Raw genomic sequence first — 17695 nt, forward strand, 5'->3', positions numbered from 1 at the left:
GGAGGTCTCTTCATGAGAATCGACAAGCTCACCACCAAGTTTCAAGAAGCGCTCGCCGATGCCCAGAGCCTTGCGGTCGGTCGCGGTCAGCAATATATCGAGCCCGTGCATGTGCTGGCGGCGCTCGTCGCTCAACAGGACGGCTCGGCGCGTTCGCTGCTTTCGCGCGCCGGCGTGCACGTGCAGGCGCTGCAAACGGCGCTGAACGAGGCCATCTCGCGGCTGCCGCAGGTGCAGGGCACCGACGGTAACGTCCAAATCAGCCGCGAGTTGAACGGCTTGCTCAATCAAGCGGACAAGGAAGCGCAGCAACTGAACGACACGTACATCGCGAGCGAGATGTTCCTGCTCGCTTGTGCCGACGACAAGGGCGAGGCGGGGCGGCTCGCCCGTCAGTACGGTCTAGCGCGCAAGGCGCTCGAATCGGCGATCGCGGCGGTGCGCGGCGGTGGGCAAGTGCATAGCGCGGACGCGGAAAGCCAGCGCGAAGCACTCAAAAAGTACACGATCGATCTGACCGAACGCGCGCGGGCCGGCAAGCTCGATCCCGTCATCGGCCGTGACGACGAAATCCGGCGATCGATTCAGATCCTGCAGCGTCGAACGAAGAACAACCCGGTGCTGATCGGCGAACCGGGCGTCGGCAAGACGGCCATCGTGGAGGGCTTGGCGCAGCGCATCGTCAATGGCGAGGTGCCCGAATCGCTGAAGAGCAAGCGTGTCTTGTCGCTCGACATGGCGGGGCTGCTCGCGGGCGCGAAGTATCGCGGCGAGTTCGAGGAGCGGCTCAAGGCCGTGTTGCACGACATCGCGAAGGACGAAGGCCAGACGATCGTCTTCATCGATGAAATTCACACGATGGTCGGCGCGGGCAAGGCCGAGGGCGCGATGGACGCCGGCAATATGCTGAAGCCGGCTCTGGCGCGCGGCGAGCTGCACTGTATCGGCGCGACGACGCTCGACGAATATCGCAAGTACATCGAAAAAGACGCGGCACTCGAGCGGCGCTTTCAAAAGGTGCTCGTCGACGAACCTTCGGTCGAAGCGACGATCGCGATCCTGCGCGGGCTGCAGGAAAAGTACGAGCTGCACCACGGCGTGGAAATCACCGACCCGGCCATCGTTGCGGCGGCGGAACTCTCGCATCGCTACATCACCGATCGCTTCTTGCCGGATAAGGCGATCGACTTGATCGACGAAGCCGCTTCGAAGATCAAGATGGAGATCGACTCGAAGCCCGAGGAGATGGACCGGCTCGACCGGCGCCTGATCCAGCTCAAAATCGAACGCGAAGCGGTGAAGAAGGAGAAGGACGAAGCGTCGCAAAAGCGGCTGCAACTGATCGAAGAAGAAATCGAGCGGCTAAACCGCGAGTACTCCGACCTCGAAGAGATCTGGACGGCCGAAAAAGCAGCCGTGCAAGGCAGCGCGCAGTTGAAGGAGGAAATCGAGAAGACGCGCGCCGAGATCGCGCGCTTGCAGCGCGAAGGCAAGCTCGAGAAAGTAGCGGAGCTTCAGTACGGCAAGCTCCCCGAGCTGGAAACGCGCCTGAAGCAAGTGACGCAAGCGGAGGCCACGGAGCAGCACAACCCAACGCGCCGGCGGCTGTTGCGCACGCAAGTGGGCGCCGAAGAGATCGCCGAGGTCGTGTCGCGCGCAACGGGCATCCCCGTTTCGCGCATGATGCAAGGCGAGCGCGAAAAGCTCTTGCAGATCGAGTCGAAGCTCCATGAGCGCGTGGTGGGACAAGACGAGGCGATCGTCGCCGTGGCCGATGCGATCCGTCGCTCGCGCGCGGGCCTGGCCGATCCGAACCGGCCTTATGGCTCGTTCCTGTTCCTCGGTCCGACGGGTGTCGGCAAGACGGAACTGTGCAAGGCGCTGGCGTCGTTCCTGTTCGATTCGGAGGAGCATCTGATCCGAATCGATATGAGCGAGTTCATGGAAAAGCACAGCGTTGCCCGGCTGATCGGCGCGCCGCCGGGCTACATCGGCTACGAGGAAGGCGGCTATTTGACCGAGGCGGTTCGGCGCAAGCCGTACAGCGTGATCCTGCTCGACGAAATCGAAAAGGCGCATCCGGACGTGTTCAACGTTCTGCTGCAAGTGCTCGACGACGGGCGCATGACGGATGGCCAAGGCCGCACGGTCGACTTCAAGAACACGGTCATCGTCATGACGTCGAACCTCGGTTCGCAGATGATTCAGTCGATGAGCGACGAGCCGCAGGAAGCGGTGCGCGATGCGGTTTGGGCCGAGGTCAAACAGCATTTCCGCCCCGAATTCTTGAACCGGATCGACGAAGTGGTCGTGTTCCACTCGCTCGATCGCAGCAATATCGAGTCGATCGCGAAGATCCAACTGCAGCGTTTGCACGAACGGCTCGCGAAGCTCGACATGCAGCTTTTGGTGTCCGATGCCGCGCTCGAGCAAATCGCGAAGGTCGGCTACGATCCGCTGTTCGGCGCGCGGCCGCTCAAGCGCGCGATTCAACAGGAGATCGAAAATCCGGTGGCCAAGCTGATTTTGGCGGGCAGGTTCGGTCCGAAGGACGTGATACCGGTCGAAGTGGAAGGCGGCAAACTGGTGTTCGAGCGGGTCGTGCATTGACGTCGGTGCCGAGCGCCAAGCTCGGCATCGATCCCGCATTGCCCTGGCTCCGAAGCGGCCGAGCGTTCGCGCGCTCGGCCGCTTGTTTTCATCGAATGCGCGTAAATGCGCTTGACTTCGAGTGCACTCGAAGTCTTAACGTTGAGGTCGTCATGTCGGAAGCACTCACCATCGGCCGGATGGCCGAAGTACTCGGCGTTTCGACGCACACGCTGCGATTCTACGAACAAGCCGGGCTGATTCAGCCGGTCTCGCGCTCCGGCGCGGGGCATCGCCTGTACTCGCCCGCCGATATCGAATGGCTGCGCTTCGTGATGCGTCTAAAGGCGACGGGAATGCCGATCGCTCGCATCCAGGCCATCGCGGTGCTGCGGGCCGAAGGCCCCGCTACGGCGGCGCAGCGCCGCGCACTGCTCGTGGAACATCGCGAGGCGGTGCTAGCGGAGCTGCAGCAGTGGCAGGCGAATCTGGCCGCGATCGAGCAGAAAATCCTCGACTACGACGCGATGGTGCGCGACATGACGAATGACAAGCAAAACCCTCAATCGTCAAAGGATCGACCATGGCAAACGACACGAACGCAAACCACAACGACCGCTACACGCGCGGATGGGCAAAGCTGAAGGAGGTCGACGGCGAAGTCGGAGAGCGTGTCGTCGCCTCGCTGGCAGCGATCGCGCCGGATTTCTCGCGGCTGTTGGTCGAATTCGGGTTTGGCGACATTTACAGCCGGCCGGGGCTCGATCTGAAGGCGCGCGAAATAGCGACGATTGCCGCACTGGCCACGCTCGGCAATGCGCAGCCGCAATTGAAGGTGCACATCGAGGGTGCGCTGAACGTCGGTTGCACGCGGGAGGAGATCGTCGAAGTGTTCATGCAGATGGCGCTTTATGCGGGTTTCCCGGCCGCGCTGAACGCGTTGTTTGCGGCCCGCGAGGTGTTCGAGGCGCGCGATGCGCTCGCTGCCGAGGCTGCATGAACGTACCCGGGTAGGCGTGGCGTTGCGGCGGCGACAGGATGATCGGCTCGCCCGGTCGTCCGACAGTCCGCTACGGCGCGGGGCGCGCGCTACTGCGCCACCGCTTCGCCGAGTGCGCGGCGCCCGCTGATCGAACGCCAATGCAGGAACAGCCCGCAGCCGGCGACGGCGAGACTAGCGGCACTCGCCGCCCAAAATCCGCGCGCGCCCGTCAGCCACCGCGGTACCGCGCCGCCGATGTCGAAGCCGAGCAGGTAGCCGCCTCCCAAGCCAACGCCCCACAGCGCAATCGCATAGATCACGGTGGGTACGACGGCGACCTTGTACGCGCGTAAGACGAAGGCCGTCACCGTCTGGAACGTATCGAAGATGTGGTAGACGAGCATGATCGGCAGCAGCGGCATCGCGGCGGCAACGACAGCGGCGTTGGTCGTGTAGCCGGAGAGAATCGCCGGCCTCAGGACGAACCCGATCGCGGCGTAGCCGAGCCCGATGGCACAGGCCATGACGATGCCGTGCCGCGCCAGCGTGCGGGCCTCGTCGTGTCGATGGGCGCCCAGCGCTTGCGCGACCAGCGTCGAGGTGGCGATCCCGATCGACATCGGCGTCATATAAAGTACGGCGCCGAAATTGCCTGTGATTTGATGTCCGGCCAGCGTCGTCGTACCGAAGCGCGCGATGAACAACGCCATGAACGTGTACGACGTCACTTCGATCAGGTACGACAACCCCATCGGCACGCCGAGCTTGAGCAACGCGATTTGCCGCTTGCGCTCGGGCCAACAAAACCGTTTGAAGATTTCGAAGGGCTCGAACAGATCCAGTTTGGCAAGCAGCGTCAAACCGATCCCGGCGAGCGCATAGTTGATGACCGTGCTGGCGAGCGCACAACCGGGGCCGCCGAGCGCCGGCACGCCGAAGCCGCCGAAGATGAACCATAGGTTCAGCGGAATCTTGATCAGCAGCGCGCACACTTGCAGCATCATGACGAGGCGCGGCTTACCGACGCCGTTCGCAAGCGACGAATAGACGCGAAACACGAGGCTCGCGGGCAAGCCGAACGCGGCGATGCGCAAATAAGCCTCGGTCCGCTCGTATAGCGCCGGCGGCACATGCGAAATCGTGAGCAACGGCCCCGGGAAGAACATCACCACGAAGCCGACTACGGTCAGCCCCGCCGACAGCCACAGGGCTTGGCGGACTTCCTCGCCGATTTCCGTATAGCGCCGCGCACCGAAGAGCTGTCCCGCGATCGGTTGCAGCGCGAGCACGACGCCCATCAACCCCACGAACACCGAGACGTAGACGGACGAGCCCAACCCGAGCGCCGCGAGATCGACGGCCGAGAAGCGGCCCACCATGACCGTGTCCATCACCCCGAAAGCGATGACGGCGAGTTGCCCGATCAGCACCGGCCATGCGAGGCCGGCGATCTTGCGTATGTCGGTGAACATGGCGTTAAGAACGACGCTTGCGAATGAGGGGCCGATGCCGTTCGATTTTCGGCTTGGGTCGATCGACGCGCACGTAGAGCCGGAACCGCTCGTCGCGGTCGGCCGCGCGCCGGCCTTCCCAGACGAGCTTCCACGCGTAGTTCAGCATGGGACTCGGCGCGCTGAAATCGGCGCTGTCTTGCCGCAGCAGCACGTCGCAATCCTGACTGAACGAGAACTGCATGTCGGCGAAATAAGCGAACGATGCGAGCTGCGCATCGCCAAGCCGGACCGGGGAGATGCAGGTGTAATCGTCGGGCAGGTGCTCGGCGATCTGCAGCGCGACGTCGCGATAGGTACGGCTATAGTTGACCATCGGCAGCCAGAGCGTCATCAACAGCACCCACATCAGCGTGGTGCCGGCGCTCGAAAGGATCACGCTGCGCCAGAGCACCTTCGGATGACGCGCGATGCGCCAGCGCACCAGCATGAGCCAGGAGAGCGTTGCCGCCACCGCGCAGGCGAACGCCAGGACGCTGAACTGCGGTGCGAAACCGGGCACGAGGCGGGCAAGATTGCGCGCCAACGGATGCGGAAAGCCGGTTTGTGCCGCGAGCCACACGAGCCACACGAAGATGCCGAGGATCGAGAAACTCAAGACGGCGAACCAATCGATGGCGTTGATCGCGCCGCGCTTGAGCGTCGGCAACGCGAACGCGGCTAGTGTTGCGAGCGGCGGCAGCAGCAGCATGTAGAGCCGATTCGTTTGATGGCTCTGCAGGACCGCTAAAATCAGCAACGGCAACGCGACCGATACGGGAATCGCGACATGGGGCTTGCGGCGCAGCCCGCCCCAGCTCACCCAGGCCCACAGCGCCAGCGGCCAGGCCGGCCACGTGAACAGCGGCAGATTCTTGAACGCATAGAGCCAGACATGGCCTGACGGGGCGGTGAAACGATCGATGCTGCCGTTGATCCATTGCTGGACGAACCAACGCGCGTCGTCGGGATAAAGGTGCAGCACGACGAGCGGCCACGCGAGCGAGAGCGCGACGGCGAGCGGCAGTCCGACGAGCGGTAGCCATATCGAACGCAATTCGCGCACGAAGACGACCATCGCCAGCGTGCTCGCGAGCAGCGCAACGACGAGCAAGGGGTTGGCCGACAACGCGAGCACGCCGAGCGCGAGCGCCCAGCAAAGCGCTCCTTGCAACGGCTTGTCGGCGCTGCGCACGAGCCCGTAGACGAGCATGGCCACGCCCAGGAATTGCGCGAGTTGCGGCGTGGTTTCGTGGCCGCGCTCGGCCAGCCCGAAGCAAGCGACGAGAATCAGCAGGGCGCCGTCGGCGAGCGTGCGGCCGTAATCGCGCGGCTCGGGTTCGCCCCCGAAGGCATATTTGAACGGCTGCACTTCGGCGCGGCGGCCGAGCAGGTAGGCGGCGTACCAGACGCATGCGCAAGTTGCGCAAAAGAGCAAACCCGTGGCGACGCGCGAGGCATCGGCCGCATCGACCCACGGCGCGAGGCCGCGGATCGAGAGGGCGCCGAGCCAGTACCCGATCGGTCCGTCCTCGGTGATGAACTTGCCTACGAGATTCGGCAGCAGCCAATCGTGCGCGTTGCCGCCGGCCATCGTCCACATGACCCCGAAGCCCGCGGCATCTTCGTTTTTCCAAGGGTCGCGGCCGAACAGGCCGAACGCCGCATAAACGATGCAAAGGGTGAGCAACAGCCAGCGCGGAAGCGCGCGCGTGGCGGAAGCGGTGAGGCGAACGACGGGTCTCATGCAGGCTGCGGATCTCGGACGACGGTTGTCATGCTTATGGTGCGGGCGTCTCGGCGCGCGATCCGGCATTGTAGACGCGCCACGCTTTGCCCGCCATGAAGCGTCGCGAATGCGCCTCTCGCACCAAAGCAAATGGGCAGCGACACGCTGCCCATTTCACAAAAAAAGGGCAGCGCGTTGCTGCCCTTTCGTTCGATCCGGCGAGAAAGCCGGGCGCATCTGTTGCGGCGCGTAATGACTTCGCTGCTTACTTCGCTGCCTTGCCGGCTGCGCGTGCACCGAACTTCTTGTTGAACTTCTCGACGCGGCCTGCCGTGTCCATGATCTTTTGTTGACCCGTGTAGAACGGATGCGATTCCGACGAAACTTCGATCTTGGCGAGCGGGTAGGTCTTGCCGTTGTGCTCGATCGTTTCGCGCGTTTGAATCGTGGAGCGCGTCACGAACATGAAGCCGTTCGACAGGTCGTGGAAAACGACTTCGCGGTAATCGGGGTGAATGCCTTCTTTCATGATGTTTCCTTTAGTCTGGCGGTAGCCAACCCACGCTGCATTGCCGCCCGATCCAGCTCGCCAGGGAGCGGACGCTTGGCATGCCGAAGGCGCGAGCCACTTGCCTAAGGTCGAAAAACGGCGATTATGCCAGAAAATCAGGCGGTTGACGATTTATTCGTACGCGTGCGGCAGGGGGAGGCAGCTCGTGTCGAATCGGCACTGAACCATCGAGCCATTGGGCCATCGGGCCATCGGGACTCAGCCGGCGTTCGTCTCAGTCGGCATATCGGCGAGCACGCCTTTGCGCGCCGGGTCCTGCCGATAGTAGCGGGCGAGCAGGCGGTAGAGTTCGGGATATTGGGCCTCGAACGCTTGCGGCTGCACGAACAGCGCTTCGCTGCATACGGCAAAGAACTCGGACGGATGATCGGCGGCGTACGGATCGATCAGCGATTCGCGCTCGAAACGCGCCCAACGGCGGCGAGGGACGGCGTCCACGCTGGCGCAAAAGCGGTCGTACGCATGATCGAATACATCGGCCCAAGCTTGTGCGTCCAGCGGTGCGTGCCAGCGTCGAAAGAGCGGCGGGTGGCCGTCCGTTTCGCCCGTGAGCATGTCGATTTTGTGCGCGAACTCATGGATGACGACGTTGTAAGCGTCCTGGCCATCGGTGAGCTGGGCATCTTCCCAAGAGAGGATGACGGGACCGCCTTCCCACGCCTCGCCGCTGGCATCGTGCTCGACTTCATGCACGACGCCGTCCTCGTCCTCGACGGTCTTGCGAATCACGAACTCGCCCGGATAGACGGTGATGCCCACCCAGCCGCGATACAGATCGAGACTCAGGTTCAGAACGGGCAGGCAGGCTTGCACGGCGATACCGACGATCATCCGATCGGTCAGTTCCAGCGCGTGGGCGGTGGAAAATTGCTTGTGCGCGATGAATAGACACGTCATCTCGCGCAATCGCGCGAGATCGGCCGAATCGAGATAGCCGAGAAAGGGCAAGCCTTCGAGCGTGGCTTGCCACAATGCGTCGTCGATGGCGTGCTCGCGTAGCGCCCGTTCGCGACGGCGCGTATCGAGCCAGCGCGTGAGCTTGGAGAACATCGGGGAGGGCGATCGCAAACAAGTGCCGCCTTCGTCGAGAGAAGAAGGCGGCGCGATACCTTAGCCGCCGCGGCGCATCAGATCGAAGAACTCGGAATTGCTCTTCGTTTGGCGAATCTTGTCGAGCAGGAATTCCATGGCTTCGACTTCATCCATGTCGTGGATGAATTTGCGCAGCACCCAAATCTTTTGCAGGATTTCCGGCTTGATGAGCAATTCTTCGCGGCGCGTGCCCGATTTGTTCAAGTTGATCGAGGGGTAGACGCGCTTTTCGGCAAGGCGACGCTCGAGGTGCACTTCCATGTTGCCCGTGCCCTTGAACTCTTCGTAGATGACGTCGTCCATGCGGCTGCCCGTCTCGATCAGCGCCGTTCCGATGATCGTCAGCGAACCGCCTTCCTCGATGTTGCGCGCCGCGCCGAAGAAGCGCTTCGGACGTTGCAGCGCATTGGCATCGACACCGCCGGTGAGCACTTTGCCCGAAGCCGGAATGACGGTGTTGTAAGCGCGCGCCAAACGCGTGATCGAATCGAGCAGAATCACGACGTCTTGCTTCATCTCGACGAGACGCTTGGCCTTTTCGATCACCATCTCGGCCACTTGCACGTGGCGCGTGGCGGGTTCGTCGAACGTGGAGGCGATCACTTCGCCGGCCACCGAGCGCTGCATTTCGGTCACTTCTTCGGGGCGCTCGTCGATGAGCAGCACGAACAGCACGACGTCCGGATGGTTCTGCTTGATCGCGTGGGCGATGTGCTGAAGCATGACCGTCTTGCCCGACTTCGGCGAAGCGACGAGCAGCCCGCGCTGGCCTTTGCCGATCGGCGCGATCATGTCGATGATACGGCCGGTCACGTTTTCCTCGCCGCGCATTTCGCGTTCGAGCAAGAGCGGCTTGTTCGGATGCAGCGGCGTGAGGTTCTCGAACATGATCTTATGTTTCGAGGCCTCGGGCGGCTGTCCGTTAACCTTGTCGACTTTCACGAGCGCGAAGTAGCGCTCGCCGTCCTTCGGCGTGCGCACTTCGCCTTCGATCGTGTCGCCCGTATGCAGGTTGAAGCGACGGATTTGCGACGGGCTGATGTAGATGTCGTCCGTGCTCGCGAGGTACGACATTTCCGGCGAACGCAGGAAGCCGAAGCCATCGGGCAAGACTTCGAGCGTGCCGTCGCCAAAGATGGTCTCGCCGGTTTTGGCGCGCTTCTTCAAAATGGCGAACATCAGCTCTTGCTTGCGCAAACGGTTCGCGCTCTCGATCTCGAGGCCGTTCGCCATCTCGATCAATTGAGACACGTGCTGAGACTTAAGCTCGGATAAATGCATACGGAAATCCCGCCGGGGAAGGTGCGACGAAAAGAAATGTGGGAGGAGAGTTGAGCGGAACCGCTCAGAGACTTATACGTCTTGAAGTCTTATGATTCTAGCATAGCACACGCCGCGCGCGGCTCGATTCGCCGCTGCGTTGCGCGCTGCGCCTGTTGTCCTATTGCAACAGGCGCAGCCCGTTCATTACAGGTGGCTGTCGAGGAATGCCGTCAATTGCGACTTCGACAACGCGCCGACCTTCTGCGCCGCCACCGCCCCGTTCTTGAACAGGATCAGGGTGGGGATGCCGCGCACGCCGAACTTCGCCGGCGTGGATTGATGCTCGTCGACGTTGATCTTGGCGATCTGAAGACGGTCGCCGTAATCCTTGGCGACTTCGTCGAGAATCGGGGCAATCATTTTGCACGGGCCGCACCACTCGGCCCAAAAATCGAGAAGCACGGGCTTATCGGATTTCACGACGTCCTGTTCGAACGATGCGTCGCTGATGTGCTTGATTTGTTCGCTCATGTAAAAGTACCTCTTCGGGTTCGAAGCCCGCGTCTGAAATTGCTCGCCACGATACACCAAAACGGGAAATCGTTCCGAGTGCACACGGCCGATCGGACAAGCCGGGAACGGATACGGCGCCGGCTTTGAGGGAAAGCGTGGGAGCCAGTCGATGCAAAAGGCTCGGTCGGCTCGCTCGGTTGCGGGTCGTCTGGGTGTCATATTAGCCCAAATCGCTATGCGTCGTACGAAGCCGATAGCCGCGCACGCGCGCTGCCGCACGCGCGTGAAAGCGCGCAGGGCAGCGGCCCGACATTGCGGCGATGCGCGCGGGATAGGGCGCCTTCTCGACGTTTCGCCAACCGCCAACGTATCGCTCGACGTCACGCCATAAAAGAATCCGCCAGAATCCGCGCGCCGTGCTCGCGTCATGCGGGAACCGGTGATAGAATGCGCCGTGACGGGCCTCCTCGCATGGAGGGGCGGTCAACCTGGTCAGGTCGGGAACGAAGCAGCCACAGCCGTTTTCCACCAGTGCCGAGGGTCGGGCTCGTCACCTTACGCTTTCCATCGTTGTCTTCTTGTCGTTCTCGCAGTCGTCCCTCGCCGGTTCTCGGCATCGCTACGCGGCACCGTTCAGCACCGTTTTCGAATTCCCTTTTCGTATTCCCGTTGTCTCGCATCGCGTCGTCGAGCGTCGCATGGGTCGCGTTCGTCGTGCGTTGGCCGCGCATTCGCAGTTGCCTTGGCGGCGCGACGTTGCTGATACAATTTCGCGATGACCTACCAAGTTCTCGCACGCAAGTGGCGACCGAGGGATTTCGCTTCGCTCGTCGGACAAGAACACGTCGTGCGCGCGCTCACGCACGCGCTCGACGGCGCGCGTCTGCACCACGCCTATCTGTTCACCGGAACGCGCGGCGTCGGCAAGACCACGCTCTCACGCATTTTCGCCAAGGCGCTCAATTGCGAGACGGGCATCACGGCCACGCCGTGCGGCGTCTGCCGCGCCTGTCGCGAGATCGACGAGGGACGTTTCGTCGATTACGTCGAAATGGATGCGGCGAGCAATCGCGGCGTCGACGAAATGGCCGCGTTGCTCGAACGGGCGGTCTATGCCCCCGTCGATGCGCGCTTCAAGGTCTACATGATCGACGAAGTGCACATGCTGACGAACCACGCCTTCAACGCGATGCTGAAGACGCTGGAAGAACCGCCGCCGCACATCAAGTTCATCCTCGCGACGACCGATCCGCAAAAGATTCCCGTCACGGTGCTGTCGCGTTGCCTTCAATTCAATCTGAAGCAGATGCCGGCCGGACACATCGTCGGTCATCTCGAAAGGATTCTCGCAGCCGAACAGATCGTGTTCGAGCCGCAGGCCTTGCGTCTGCTCGCGCGCGCGGCGGAAGGCAGCATGCGCGACGCGCTGTCGCTGACCGATCAGGCGATCGCCTATTCGGCTAATCAGGTGACGGAAGAGGCCGTGCGCGGCATGCTGGGCGCGCTCGATCAGAGCTACCTCGTTCGCCTGCTCGATGCGATCGTCGCGGGCGACGGTCAGCTCGTGCTGTCGATCGCGGACGAAATGGCGTTGCGTAGCCTGTCGTTTTCGACAGCGCTGCAAGATTTGGCGAGTCTGCTTCACCGTGTGGCTTGGGCGCAGTTTGCACCGGCATCGGTGCTGGACGAGTGGCCCGAGGCCAGCGATTTGCGCCGATTTGCCGAGGCGCTGGAGCCCGAGCAAGTCCAATTGTTCTATCAGATCGCGACGCTCGGACGCGCCGAACTCGGCCTGGCGCCCGACGAGTACGCGGGCTTCACGATGACATTGCTGCGCATGCTTGCCTTCGAACCGGCCTTGCCGCCGGGGTCGGGGCCAGCCGGGCCCGGGCACAAGGGGGCAGGGGCGCCGGGTACGTCGGCGGGACCGGTGGGCCAGCGCGGTGCCGCTCTCGCTGCGCAGACGAGTCGCGGCGCGGCGGGCACGGCGGCCGCGACGTCTTCGGCGGTGCCCAAAGTACCGACGGACACACAAGAGCGTCCGGCAGCCGTTCAAGCGGCCAAGCCGGCTATGCCAGCTCCGATAAGGGATACCGCCTCGGGCCTTTCCGCCGCGGCGGCAGCAAAGGCGCCTGTCGCGCAGGGCGAGACGTCCCTGACGTCCGCATCGTCCGCATCGTCCGAGCGTCCGGTCGCGGGTTCCGGCTCGAGCGCCGCCAGTCGGCGCGACGAGGATGAGCGCGCGCCGAACGTTGCCGAACGTCGGCCGGCGCAGCGCACGGAGATCGAGTCTGCGCCGGCACTGCCTGCCGAGCCTTCGCCCGAGCCGCCGAACGCGGCGCCGGCACCTACGGAGGCTACCGCGCAGGACACCCCGGCAGACACACGGCGTGCACCGGTGCAATCCGTCGCGCCCGTTTCCCCCAAGGCGGGGGAGCCGCTCCCGGAGCCCGACTTCGACACGCGGCCGCGCATGGGTGGGGCGAGTGCCGCACTCGACGTGTTGCGTAACGCGGGGTTGCGCGTTTCCACCGACCGTAATCGAGCGGCCGCCGCGAAGCCGGCCGCCGCGCCGGCCGCTCCTGCTAAGCCTGCGCCGCCGCGCGCGCCCATCGTCGTGCCCACGCCGCGCCCGCGTGCGCAGGAGGCCGCGCCGGCACGGCCCGAGCGCGCATCGGCGCCCGCACCATGGGACGACATGCCGCCGCTGGACGATTACCCGCCACCGTCCTCGGAAGACGATTACTTTGCCGGGCCGCCCGACGACGGATTCGTGCCCGTATTCGGTGCCGGTCCCGACGACGTGCGGCTCGACGCGCGCCCCGATGCGCCGGTCGTGCCGTCGACGCCCGCGGTCGATCTCAGCAAGCTGCCGCCGCCCATCGCACTCGATCCGGTGGGATTCTCGGGCGACTGGCCGACACTTGCGGCCAGCCTCGGGCTGACGGGCGTCGCGCATCAGCTCGCGTTCAACAGCGAACTCACCGAATTGGACGGCCGCACGCTCGCGCTGAGTGTCCCGGTGCCGCAGTATGCGGACGCGGCGCAAGTCGCCAAGCTGAAAACCGCGCTGGCGGAAACGCTCGGCGCGGCCGTCGATGTGCGTGTGACGGTCGGCCCTGCGCGGCGCACCGCCGCGTTGCTGGAAGCCGCCGCACGCGCGGAGCGCCAGCGCGAAGCCGAACGTGAGATCGGTGCCGATCCGTTCGTGCAATCGTTGATTCGCGAGTTCGGCGCGAGTATCGTGCCGGGCTCGGTAAGACCGGTGGCGCCCGACGGCGAGGCCGGTGCCGGTGCGCGCTGAGCGCCGAGCCACCGGCGCTTACGCTTAACCTACCGCGACGAACGAAAACACCTTCCCAGAACCATGCGCGGCGCCGTGTCCGTGCCGATACGACGGCCGCATGCAACCTCGTACGATCCAAGGAGCAGATCCATGATGAAAGGTCAACTCGCCGGGCTGATGAAGCAAGCCCAGCAGATGCAGGAAAACATGAAGAAGATGCAGGAGCAGCTTGCACAGATCGAGGTCGAGGGCCAATCCGGCGCCGGCCTCGTGAAGGTGACGATGACCTGCAAGAACGACGTGCGCCGCGTGTCGATCGACCCGAGCCTGCTTGCCGACGACAAGGACATGCTCGAAGACCTCGTGGCCGCGGCGTTCAACGACGCGGTGCGCAAGGCCGAGGCGACCGCGCAGGAAAAGATGAGCGGTATGACCTCGGGGCTGCCGCTGCCGCCGGGTTTCAAGCTGCCGTTCTAACGACGCGTTGCCCCCGATCCGCTTGGCGAAGCTACCGTCGATATGAAACAGCCTTCCGCACTCGTCGCGCTCGTCGAGGCGCTGCGCACGCTGCCCGGCGTCGGCCCGAAGTCGGCGCAGCGCATGGCGTATCACTTGATGCAGCACGACCGGGAAGGGGCCGAACGGCTCGGCCGTTCGTTGCTCTTCGCGACCGAGCATCTGCGTCACTGCGAGAAGTGCAATACGTTCACGGAAGCCCGCGTGTGCGACGTATGCAGCGACGAGTCGCGCGACCCGACGCTGCTTTGCGTCGTCGAGACGCCGGCGGATCAGATCATGCTCGAGCAGACGATGACCTATCGGGGGCTCTATTTCGTCCTGATGGGACGTTTGAGCCCGCTCGACGGTATCGGCCCGAAGGAAATCCACTTCGAGCGGCTTGTGAAGCGCGCGTCGGACGGGATAGTCAAGGAAGTCGTGCTCGCGACGAATTTCACGAACGAGGGCGAGGCGACGGCCCATTACCTTGCGCAGACGCTCAAAGCGCGCGAGCTCTCGGTCACGCGCCTCGCTCGCGGCGTGCCGGTGGGCGGCGAACTCGAATACGTCGATGCCGGCACCATCGCCCGCGCGATGCTCGATCGGCGCTCGCTCTAGCTTCGAGCCGCTGCGTTCGAGGTCGCCGCAACGGCCTTTCAGGATACGATAGACATGAGCGTATCGGCTGGCCCGCTCGCGGGCGTCAAGGTGCTCGAACTCGGCACGCTGATTGCCGGCCCCTTTGCGTCGCGCCTGCTTGGCGAATTCGGCGCCGAAGTCATCAAGATCGAAGATCCGAACGGCGGCGATCCGCTACGCAAGTGGCGCATGCTGTATCCGGAAGTGGGCGGCACCTCGCTGTGGTGGGCGGTGCAGGCGCGAAATAAGAAATCGGTGACGCTGAACCTCAAGGCGCAAGAGGGCAAGCAGATCCTTCGCGAGCTGGCGCGCGAAGCCGATATCGTCGTCGAAAACTTTCGCCCGGGATTGCTGGAGAAACTCGGCCTCGGGTACGACGTGCTGAGCGCGGACAATCCCGGCCTCGTCATGGTCCGCCTGTCGGGCTACGGCCAGAGCGGGCCGTATCGGGATCGGCCCGGATTCGGATCGATCGCCGAGGCGATGGGCGGATTGCGGCACATCACCGGCTATCCCGAGTTGCCGCCGCCGCGCATCGGCATTTCGATCGGCGATTCGATTGCCGCGCTGCATGCCGTGATCGGCGCGCTCATGGCACTGCACCATCGGCAGGCGAACGGCGGCAAAGGGCAGATCGTGGACGTCGCGCTCTACGAGGCCGTGTTCAACATGATGGAGAGCATCGTGCCCGAGTACGGCGTCTACGGTGCCGTGCGCGAGCGGACCGGGGCATCGCTGCCCGGCATCGTGCCGTCGAACACCTATGCATGCAAAGACGGCAGCATTGTGATCGGGGGCAACAGCGATCCGATTTTCAAGCGGCTGATGGTGGCGATCGAGCGGCCCGACTTGGCCGACGATCCCGCGCTGGCCCACAACGACGGCCGCGTACCGCGTACGCACGAGATCGACGAGGCCATCGCGGCTTGGCTCGCACCGCGCACGATCGACGAAGCGCTCGATATCTTGAACGCGGCGGACGTGCCGGTCGGCCGCATTTACAGCGCCGCCGATATGTTCGCCGATCCGCAGTTCGCTGCCCGCAAGATGATCGAGCATTTCAAGTGGCAAGACGGGCTCGATATCGCACTGCCCAACGTGACGCCGAAATTCTCGGAAACGCCCGGCGGCACGCGTTGGCTCGGGCCAGCGCTCGGCGAGCATACGAACGAAGTGCTGGCCGCGCTCGGCTACGACGCAGCGGCAATTGCCGACTTGCGCGATCGTAAGATCGTGTAGGGCCCGCGCCGGCGGGACTGCGGCTGCGTCGCCGCTTCGCCGCGTCGCCGCGTCGTTGAAGCGGGGGCATCGACGCCGTGCGGATCGAGTCGAACGACCGTACCATTTTTCAATCGGAACGATTCGATGCGGAGCCGGTCGGCAGGCGTTCAGGCGGCCGCGGTCCTCGGTTACAATCGCCGGATGCGAATCCTACTGAGCAACGACGACGGTTATCTCGCGCCCGGACTCGCGGCGCTCTATCACGCGCTGCAGCCGTTGGGCGAGGTGACGGTGATGGCGCCGGAGCAGAACTGCAGCGGCGCTTCCAACTCGCTGACGCTGTCGCGGCCGCTTTCGGTCTGGCGCTCGGCGAACGGGTTCTATTACGTCAACGGTACGCCGACCGATTCCGTCCACATTGCGCTGACAGGCATGCTCGATCACAAGCCCGATCTGGTCGTCTCGGGCATCAACAACGGCCAAAATGTCGGCGAGGATACGCTGTACTCGGGCACGGTCGCGGCGGCGACGGAAGGCGTGATGTTCGGCGTGCCGGCCATCGCGTTCTCGCTCGTCGAAAAGGACTGGGCGCATCTGGACGATGCGGCGCGTATCGCAGCCGACATCGTCCGCCACTTTCTGTCTCATCCGTTGCCTTCGCATCCGCTGCTCAACGTCAACATTCCCAATCTGCCGTACGAGCAACTGGGCGAATGGGAGGTGACGCGGCTCGGTAAGCGCCACCCATCGCAGCCGGTCATCCGCCAACACAATCCGCGCGGCGAACCGATCTACTGGATCGGCCCGTCCGGGGCGGCGCTCGATGCCAGCGAGGGAACCGATTTCCACGCGCTCGCGAATGGCCGCGTGTCGATCACGCCGCTGCAACTCGATCTCACCCACACCCAAATGATGGCTGCCACGCGCGAGTGGGCCCGTGCGGGGCGTCGCGCTTCATGACGGGCGAACGCGCCAAGCGCTTTCCGCTCGGGCTGGCCGATCTCGAGCGCAAGCCGCGTGCACCGGCCGATGCGCGCGCGCGTTCGGACGAGCGCGCCCGCCTGCGCGACCCGGTCGGCGCGCGCGAGCACCCGGCACGCCGCGCTGACACGCATCCGTCGTACACGGGCGACAAAATGGGCGCGCCCAACGTGCCGCTGACGAGCGCGCTCGCGCTGACCTCGGAACGGGTGCGCGAGCGGATGGTCGAACGGCTCAGGGCGAACGGGATCGGCGACGCGCGCGTCCTCGATGCGATTGCCGCCGTGCCGCGCCACATGTTCGTCGACCCGGGCCTCGCGGCGCAGGCCTACGAAGATGCGGCACTGCCGATCGGGCACCACCAAACGATTTCGAAGCCGTCGGTGGTCGCGCGCATGCTGGAACTTGCGGCCGCCGGCCGTCCGCTCGATCGCGTACTCGAGATCGGCACGGGCTGCGGGTATCAGGCGGCAGTGCTGAGCCGTGTCGCGCGCGATGTCTATTCGATCGAGCGCATCAAGCCGCTTTACGAGCGCGCCAAGCTCAACTTGCGGCCGTTGCGCGTGCCGAACATTCGCTTGCATTACGGCGACGGTCGCGTGGGTTTGCCCGCCGCCGCGCCGTTCGATGCGATCGTCATCGCGGCGGCGGGGCTGGACGTGCCGCAAGCGTTGCTCGAGCAATTGGCGATCGGCGGCAGGCTCGTGGCACCCGTCGGTTCACAGAGTGGGCAGGCCCAGGTGCTCACGCTGGTCGAGCGCGTTGCGCCGACCCAATGGCGGGAGTCTCGTCTTGATCGCGTTTTCTTTGTACCTTTAAAATCCGGAGTGATTTGACACCG

The 17695-nt window shown here is 64.2% G+C and carries 15 protein-coding genes and 1 other RNA gene; 10 read left to right on the forward strand and 6 right to left on the reverse strand.

Features of this window, described 5'->3' with window-relative positions:
* Positions 1-12: 12 nt before the first annotated feature.
* The 3 genes from clpB (at position 13) to ACTHN9_RS02095 (ending at position 3589) form a co-directional block, all read left to right on the forward strand.
* The gene (gene clpB / locus ACTHN9_RS02085; protein ID WP_440535095.1) at positions 13-2610 is read left to right on the forward strand and encodes an ATP-dependent chaperone ClpB; all 2598 of its coding nucleotides are present in this window, start codon (positions 13-15) and stop codon (positions 2608-2610) included.
* Between the two features lie 152 nt (positions 2611-2762).
* Positions 2763-3233 carry a MerR family transcriptional regulator gene (locus ACTHN9_RS02090; RefSeq protein ID WP_440535096.1) on the forward strand — a complete coding sequence of 157 codons (471 nt, stop codon included), beginning with the start codon at positions 2763-2765 and terminating at the stop codon, positions 3231-3233.
* Positions 3173-3589 (forward strand): carboxymuconolactone decarboxylase family protein, encoded by a 417-nt coding sequence (locus tag ACTHN9_RS02095; protein ID WP_440535097.1) that lies wholly within the window; start codon positions 3173-3175, stop codon positions 3587-3589. The genes ACTHN9_RS02090 and ACTHN9_RS02095 overlap by 61 nt, the downstream gene beginning before the upstream one ends.
* 89 nt (positions 3590-3678) lie before the next feature.
* Here the strand turns inward: ACTHN9_RS02095 and ACTHN9_RS02100 are convergent, their stop codons facing one another.
* The 6 genes from ACTHN9_RS02100 to trxA all read right to left on the reverse strand — a co-directional run bounded on the left by ACTHN9_RS02100 (position 3679) and on the right by trxA (position 10247).
* Positions 3679-5043 (reverse strand): MATE family efflux transporter, encoded by a 1365-nt coding sequence (locus ACTHN9_RS02100; protein ID WP_440535098.1) that lies wholly within the window; start codon positions 5041-5043, stop codon positions 3679-3681.
* A gap of 4 nt (positions 5044-5047) precedes the next feature.
* On the reverse strand, positions 5048-6808 hold the full coding sequence (locus ACTHN9_RS02105; protein ID WP_440535099.1) for an ArnT family glycosyltransferase: 1761 nt from the start codon (positions 6806-6808) through the stop codon (positions 5048-5050).
* Between the two features lie 247 nt (positions 6809-7055).
* Entirely contained in the window at positions 7056-7319 is a 264-nt protein-coding gene (locus tag ACTHN9_RS02110) for a type B 50S ribosomal protein L31 (RefSeq protein ID WP_116136379.1), read from the reverse strand.
* 240 nt (positions 7320-7559) lie between these two features.
* The gene (locus ACTHN9_RS02115; protein ID WP_440535100.1) at positions 7560-8411 is read right to left on the reverse strand and encodes a M90 family metallopeptidase; all 852 of its coding nucleotides are present in this window, start codon (positions 8409-8411) and stop codon (positions 7560-7562) included.
* A gap of 60 nt (positions 8412-8471) precedes the next feature.
* Positions 8472-9734: a transcription termination factor Rho gene (gene rho, locus ACTHN9_RS02120; protein WP_102646963.1), complete on the reverse strand. Its 1263-nt coding sequence runs from the start codon at positions 9732-9734 to the stop codon at positions 8472-8474.
* A 186-nt stretch (positions 9735-9920) separates the two neighbouring features.
* Entirely contained in the window at positions 9921-10247 is a 327-nt protein-coding gene (gene trxA, locus ACTHN9_RS02125; protein WP_102647006.1) for a thioredoxin TrxA, read from the reverse strand.
* Between the two features lie 438 nt (positions 10248-10685).
* Here trxA and ffs point away from each other — a divergent pair.
* The 7 genes from ffs to ACTHN9_RS02160 all read left to right on the forward strand — a co-directional run bounded on the left by ffs (position 10686) and on the right by ACTHN9_RS02160 (position 17690).
* Positions 10686-10784, forward strand: an RNA gene (gene ffs / locus ACTHN9_RS02130) — signal recognition particle sRNA small type.
* A gap of 220 nt (positions 10785-11004) precedes the next feature.
* Positions 11005-13533, forward strand: a complete 2529-nt coding sequence (locus ACTHN9_RS02135) for a DNA polymerase III subunit gamma/tau (RefSeq protein ID WP_440535101.1) — start codon at positions 11005-11007, stop codon at positions 13531-13533.
* Between the two features lie 132 nt (positions 13534-13665).
* The gene (locus tag ACTHN9_RS02140) at positions 13666-13992 is read left to right on the forward strand and encodes a YbaB/EbfC family nucleoid-associated protein (protein ID WP_277426993.1); all 327 of its coding nucleotides are present in this window, start codon (positions 13666-13668) and stop codon (positions 13990-13992) included.
* Between the two features lie 42 nt (positions 13993-14034).
* A complete protein-coding gene (recR, locus tag ACTHN9_RS02145) occupies positions 14035-14631 on the forward strand; it encodes a recombination mediator RecR (RefSeq protein ID WP_440535102.1) in 597 nt (198 codons plus the stop codon).
* Positions 14632-14685: 54 nt separating this feature from the next.
* A complete protein-coding gene (locus tag ACTHN9_RS02150) occupies positions 14686-15891 on the forward strand; it encodes a CaiB/BaiF CoA transferase family protein (RefSeq protein ID WP_440535103.1) in 1206 nt (401 codons plus the stop codon).
* A gap of 183 nt (positions 15892-16074) precedes the next feature.
* Complete coding sequence (gene surE, locus ACTHN9_RS02155) at positions 16075-16833, forward strand: 5'/3'-nucleotidase SurE (RefSeq protein ID WP_440535104.1); 759 nt, start codon at positions 16075-16077, stop codon at positions 16831-16833.
* Complete coding sequence (locus ACTHN9_RS02160; RefSeq protein ID WP_440535105.1) at positions 16830-17690, forward strand: protein-L-isoaspartate(D-aspartate) O-methyltransferase; 861 nt, start codon at positions 16830-16832, stop codon at positions 17688-17690. The genes surE and ACTHN9_RS02160 overlap by 4 nt, the downstream gene beginning before the upstream one ends.
* Positions 17691-17695: the final 5 nt, after the last annotated feature.

This window comes from Trinickia sp. (assembly GCF_051953405.1).
Classification (GTDB): Bacteria; Pseudomonadota; Gammaproteobacteria; order Burkholderiales; family Burkholderiaceae; genus Trinickia.

Coding starts and splice junctions, on each gene's coding strand:
- surE (WP_440535104.1), top strand. CDS start 16,075: ATGCGAATCCTACTGAGCAACGACGACGGTTATCTCGCGCCCGGACTC.
- ACTHN9_RS02135 (WP_440535101.1), top strand. CDS start 11,005: ATGACCTACCAAGTTCTCGCACGCAAGTGGCGACCGAGGGATTTCGCT.
- rho (WP_102646963.1), bottom strand. CDS start 9,734: ATGCATTTATCCGAGCTTAAGTCTCAGCACGTGTCTCAATTGATCGAG.
- ACTHN9_RS02115 (WP_440535100.1), bottom strand. CDS start 8,411: ATGTTCTCCAAGCTCACGCGCTGGCTCGATACGCGCCGTCGCGAACGG.
- ACTHN9_RS02150 (WP_440535103.1), top strand. CDS start 14,686: ATGAGCGTATCGGCTGGCCCGCTCGCGGGCGTCAAGGTGCTCGAACTC.
- clpB (WP_440535095.1), top strand. CDS start 13: ATGAGAATCGACAAGCTCACCACCAAGTTTCAAGAAGCGCTCGCCGAT.
- ACTHN9_RS02095 (WP_440535097.1), top strand. CDS start 3,173: ATGGCAAACGACACGAACGCAAACCACAACGACCGCTACACGCGCGGA.
- ACTHN9_RS02100 (WP_440535098.1), bottom strand. CDS start 5,043: ATGTTCACCGACATACGCAAGATCGCCGGCCTCGCATGGCCGGTGCTG.
- trxA (WP_102647006.1), bottom strand. CDS start 10,247: ATGAGCGAACAAATCAAGCACATCAGCGACGCATCGTTCGAACAGGAC.
- ACTHN9_RS02090 (WP_440535096.1), top strand. CDS start 2,763: ATGTCGGAAGCACTCACCATCGGCCGGATGGCCGAAGTACTCGGCGTT.
- ACTHN9_RS02105 (WP_440535099.1), bottom strand. CDS start 6,808: ATGAGACCCGTCGTTCGCCTCACCGCTTCCGCCACGCGCGCGCTTCCG.
- ACTHN9_RS02140 (WP_277426993.1), top strand. CDS start 13,666: ATGATGAAAGGTCAACTCGCCGGGCTGATGAAGCAAGCCCAGCAGATG.
- recR (WP_440535102.1), top strand. CDS start 14,035: ATGAAACAGCCTTCCGCACTCGTCGCGCTCGTCGAGGCGCTGCGCACG.
- ACTHN9_RS02160 (WP_440535105.1), top strand. CDS start 16,830: ATGACGGGCGAACGCGCCAAGCGCTTTCCGCTCGGGCTGGCCGATCTC.
- ACTHN9_RS02110 (WP_116136379.1), bottom strand. CDS start 7,319: ATGAAAGAAGGCATTCACCCCGATTACCGCGAAGTCGTTTTCCACGAC.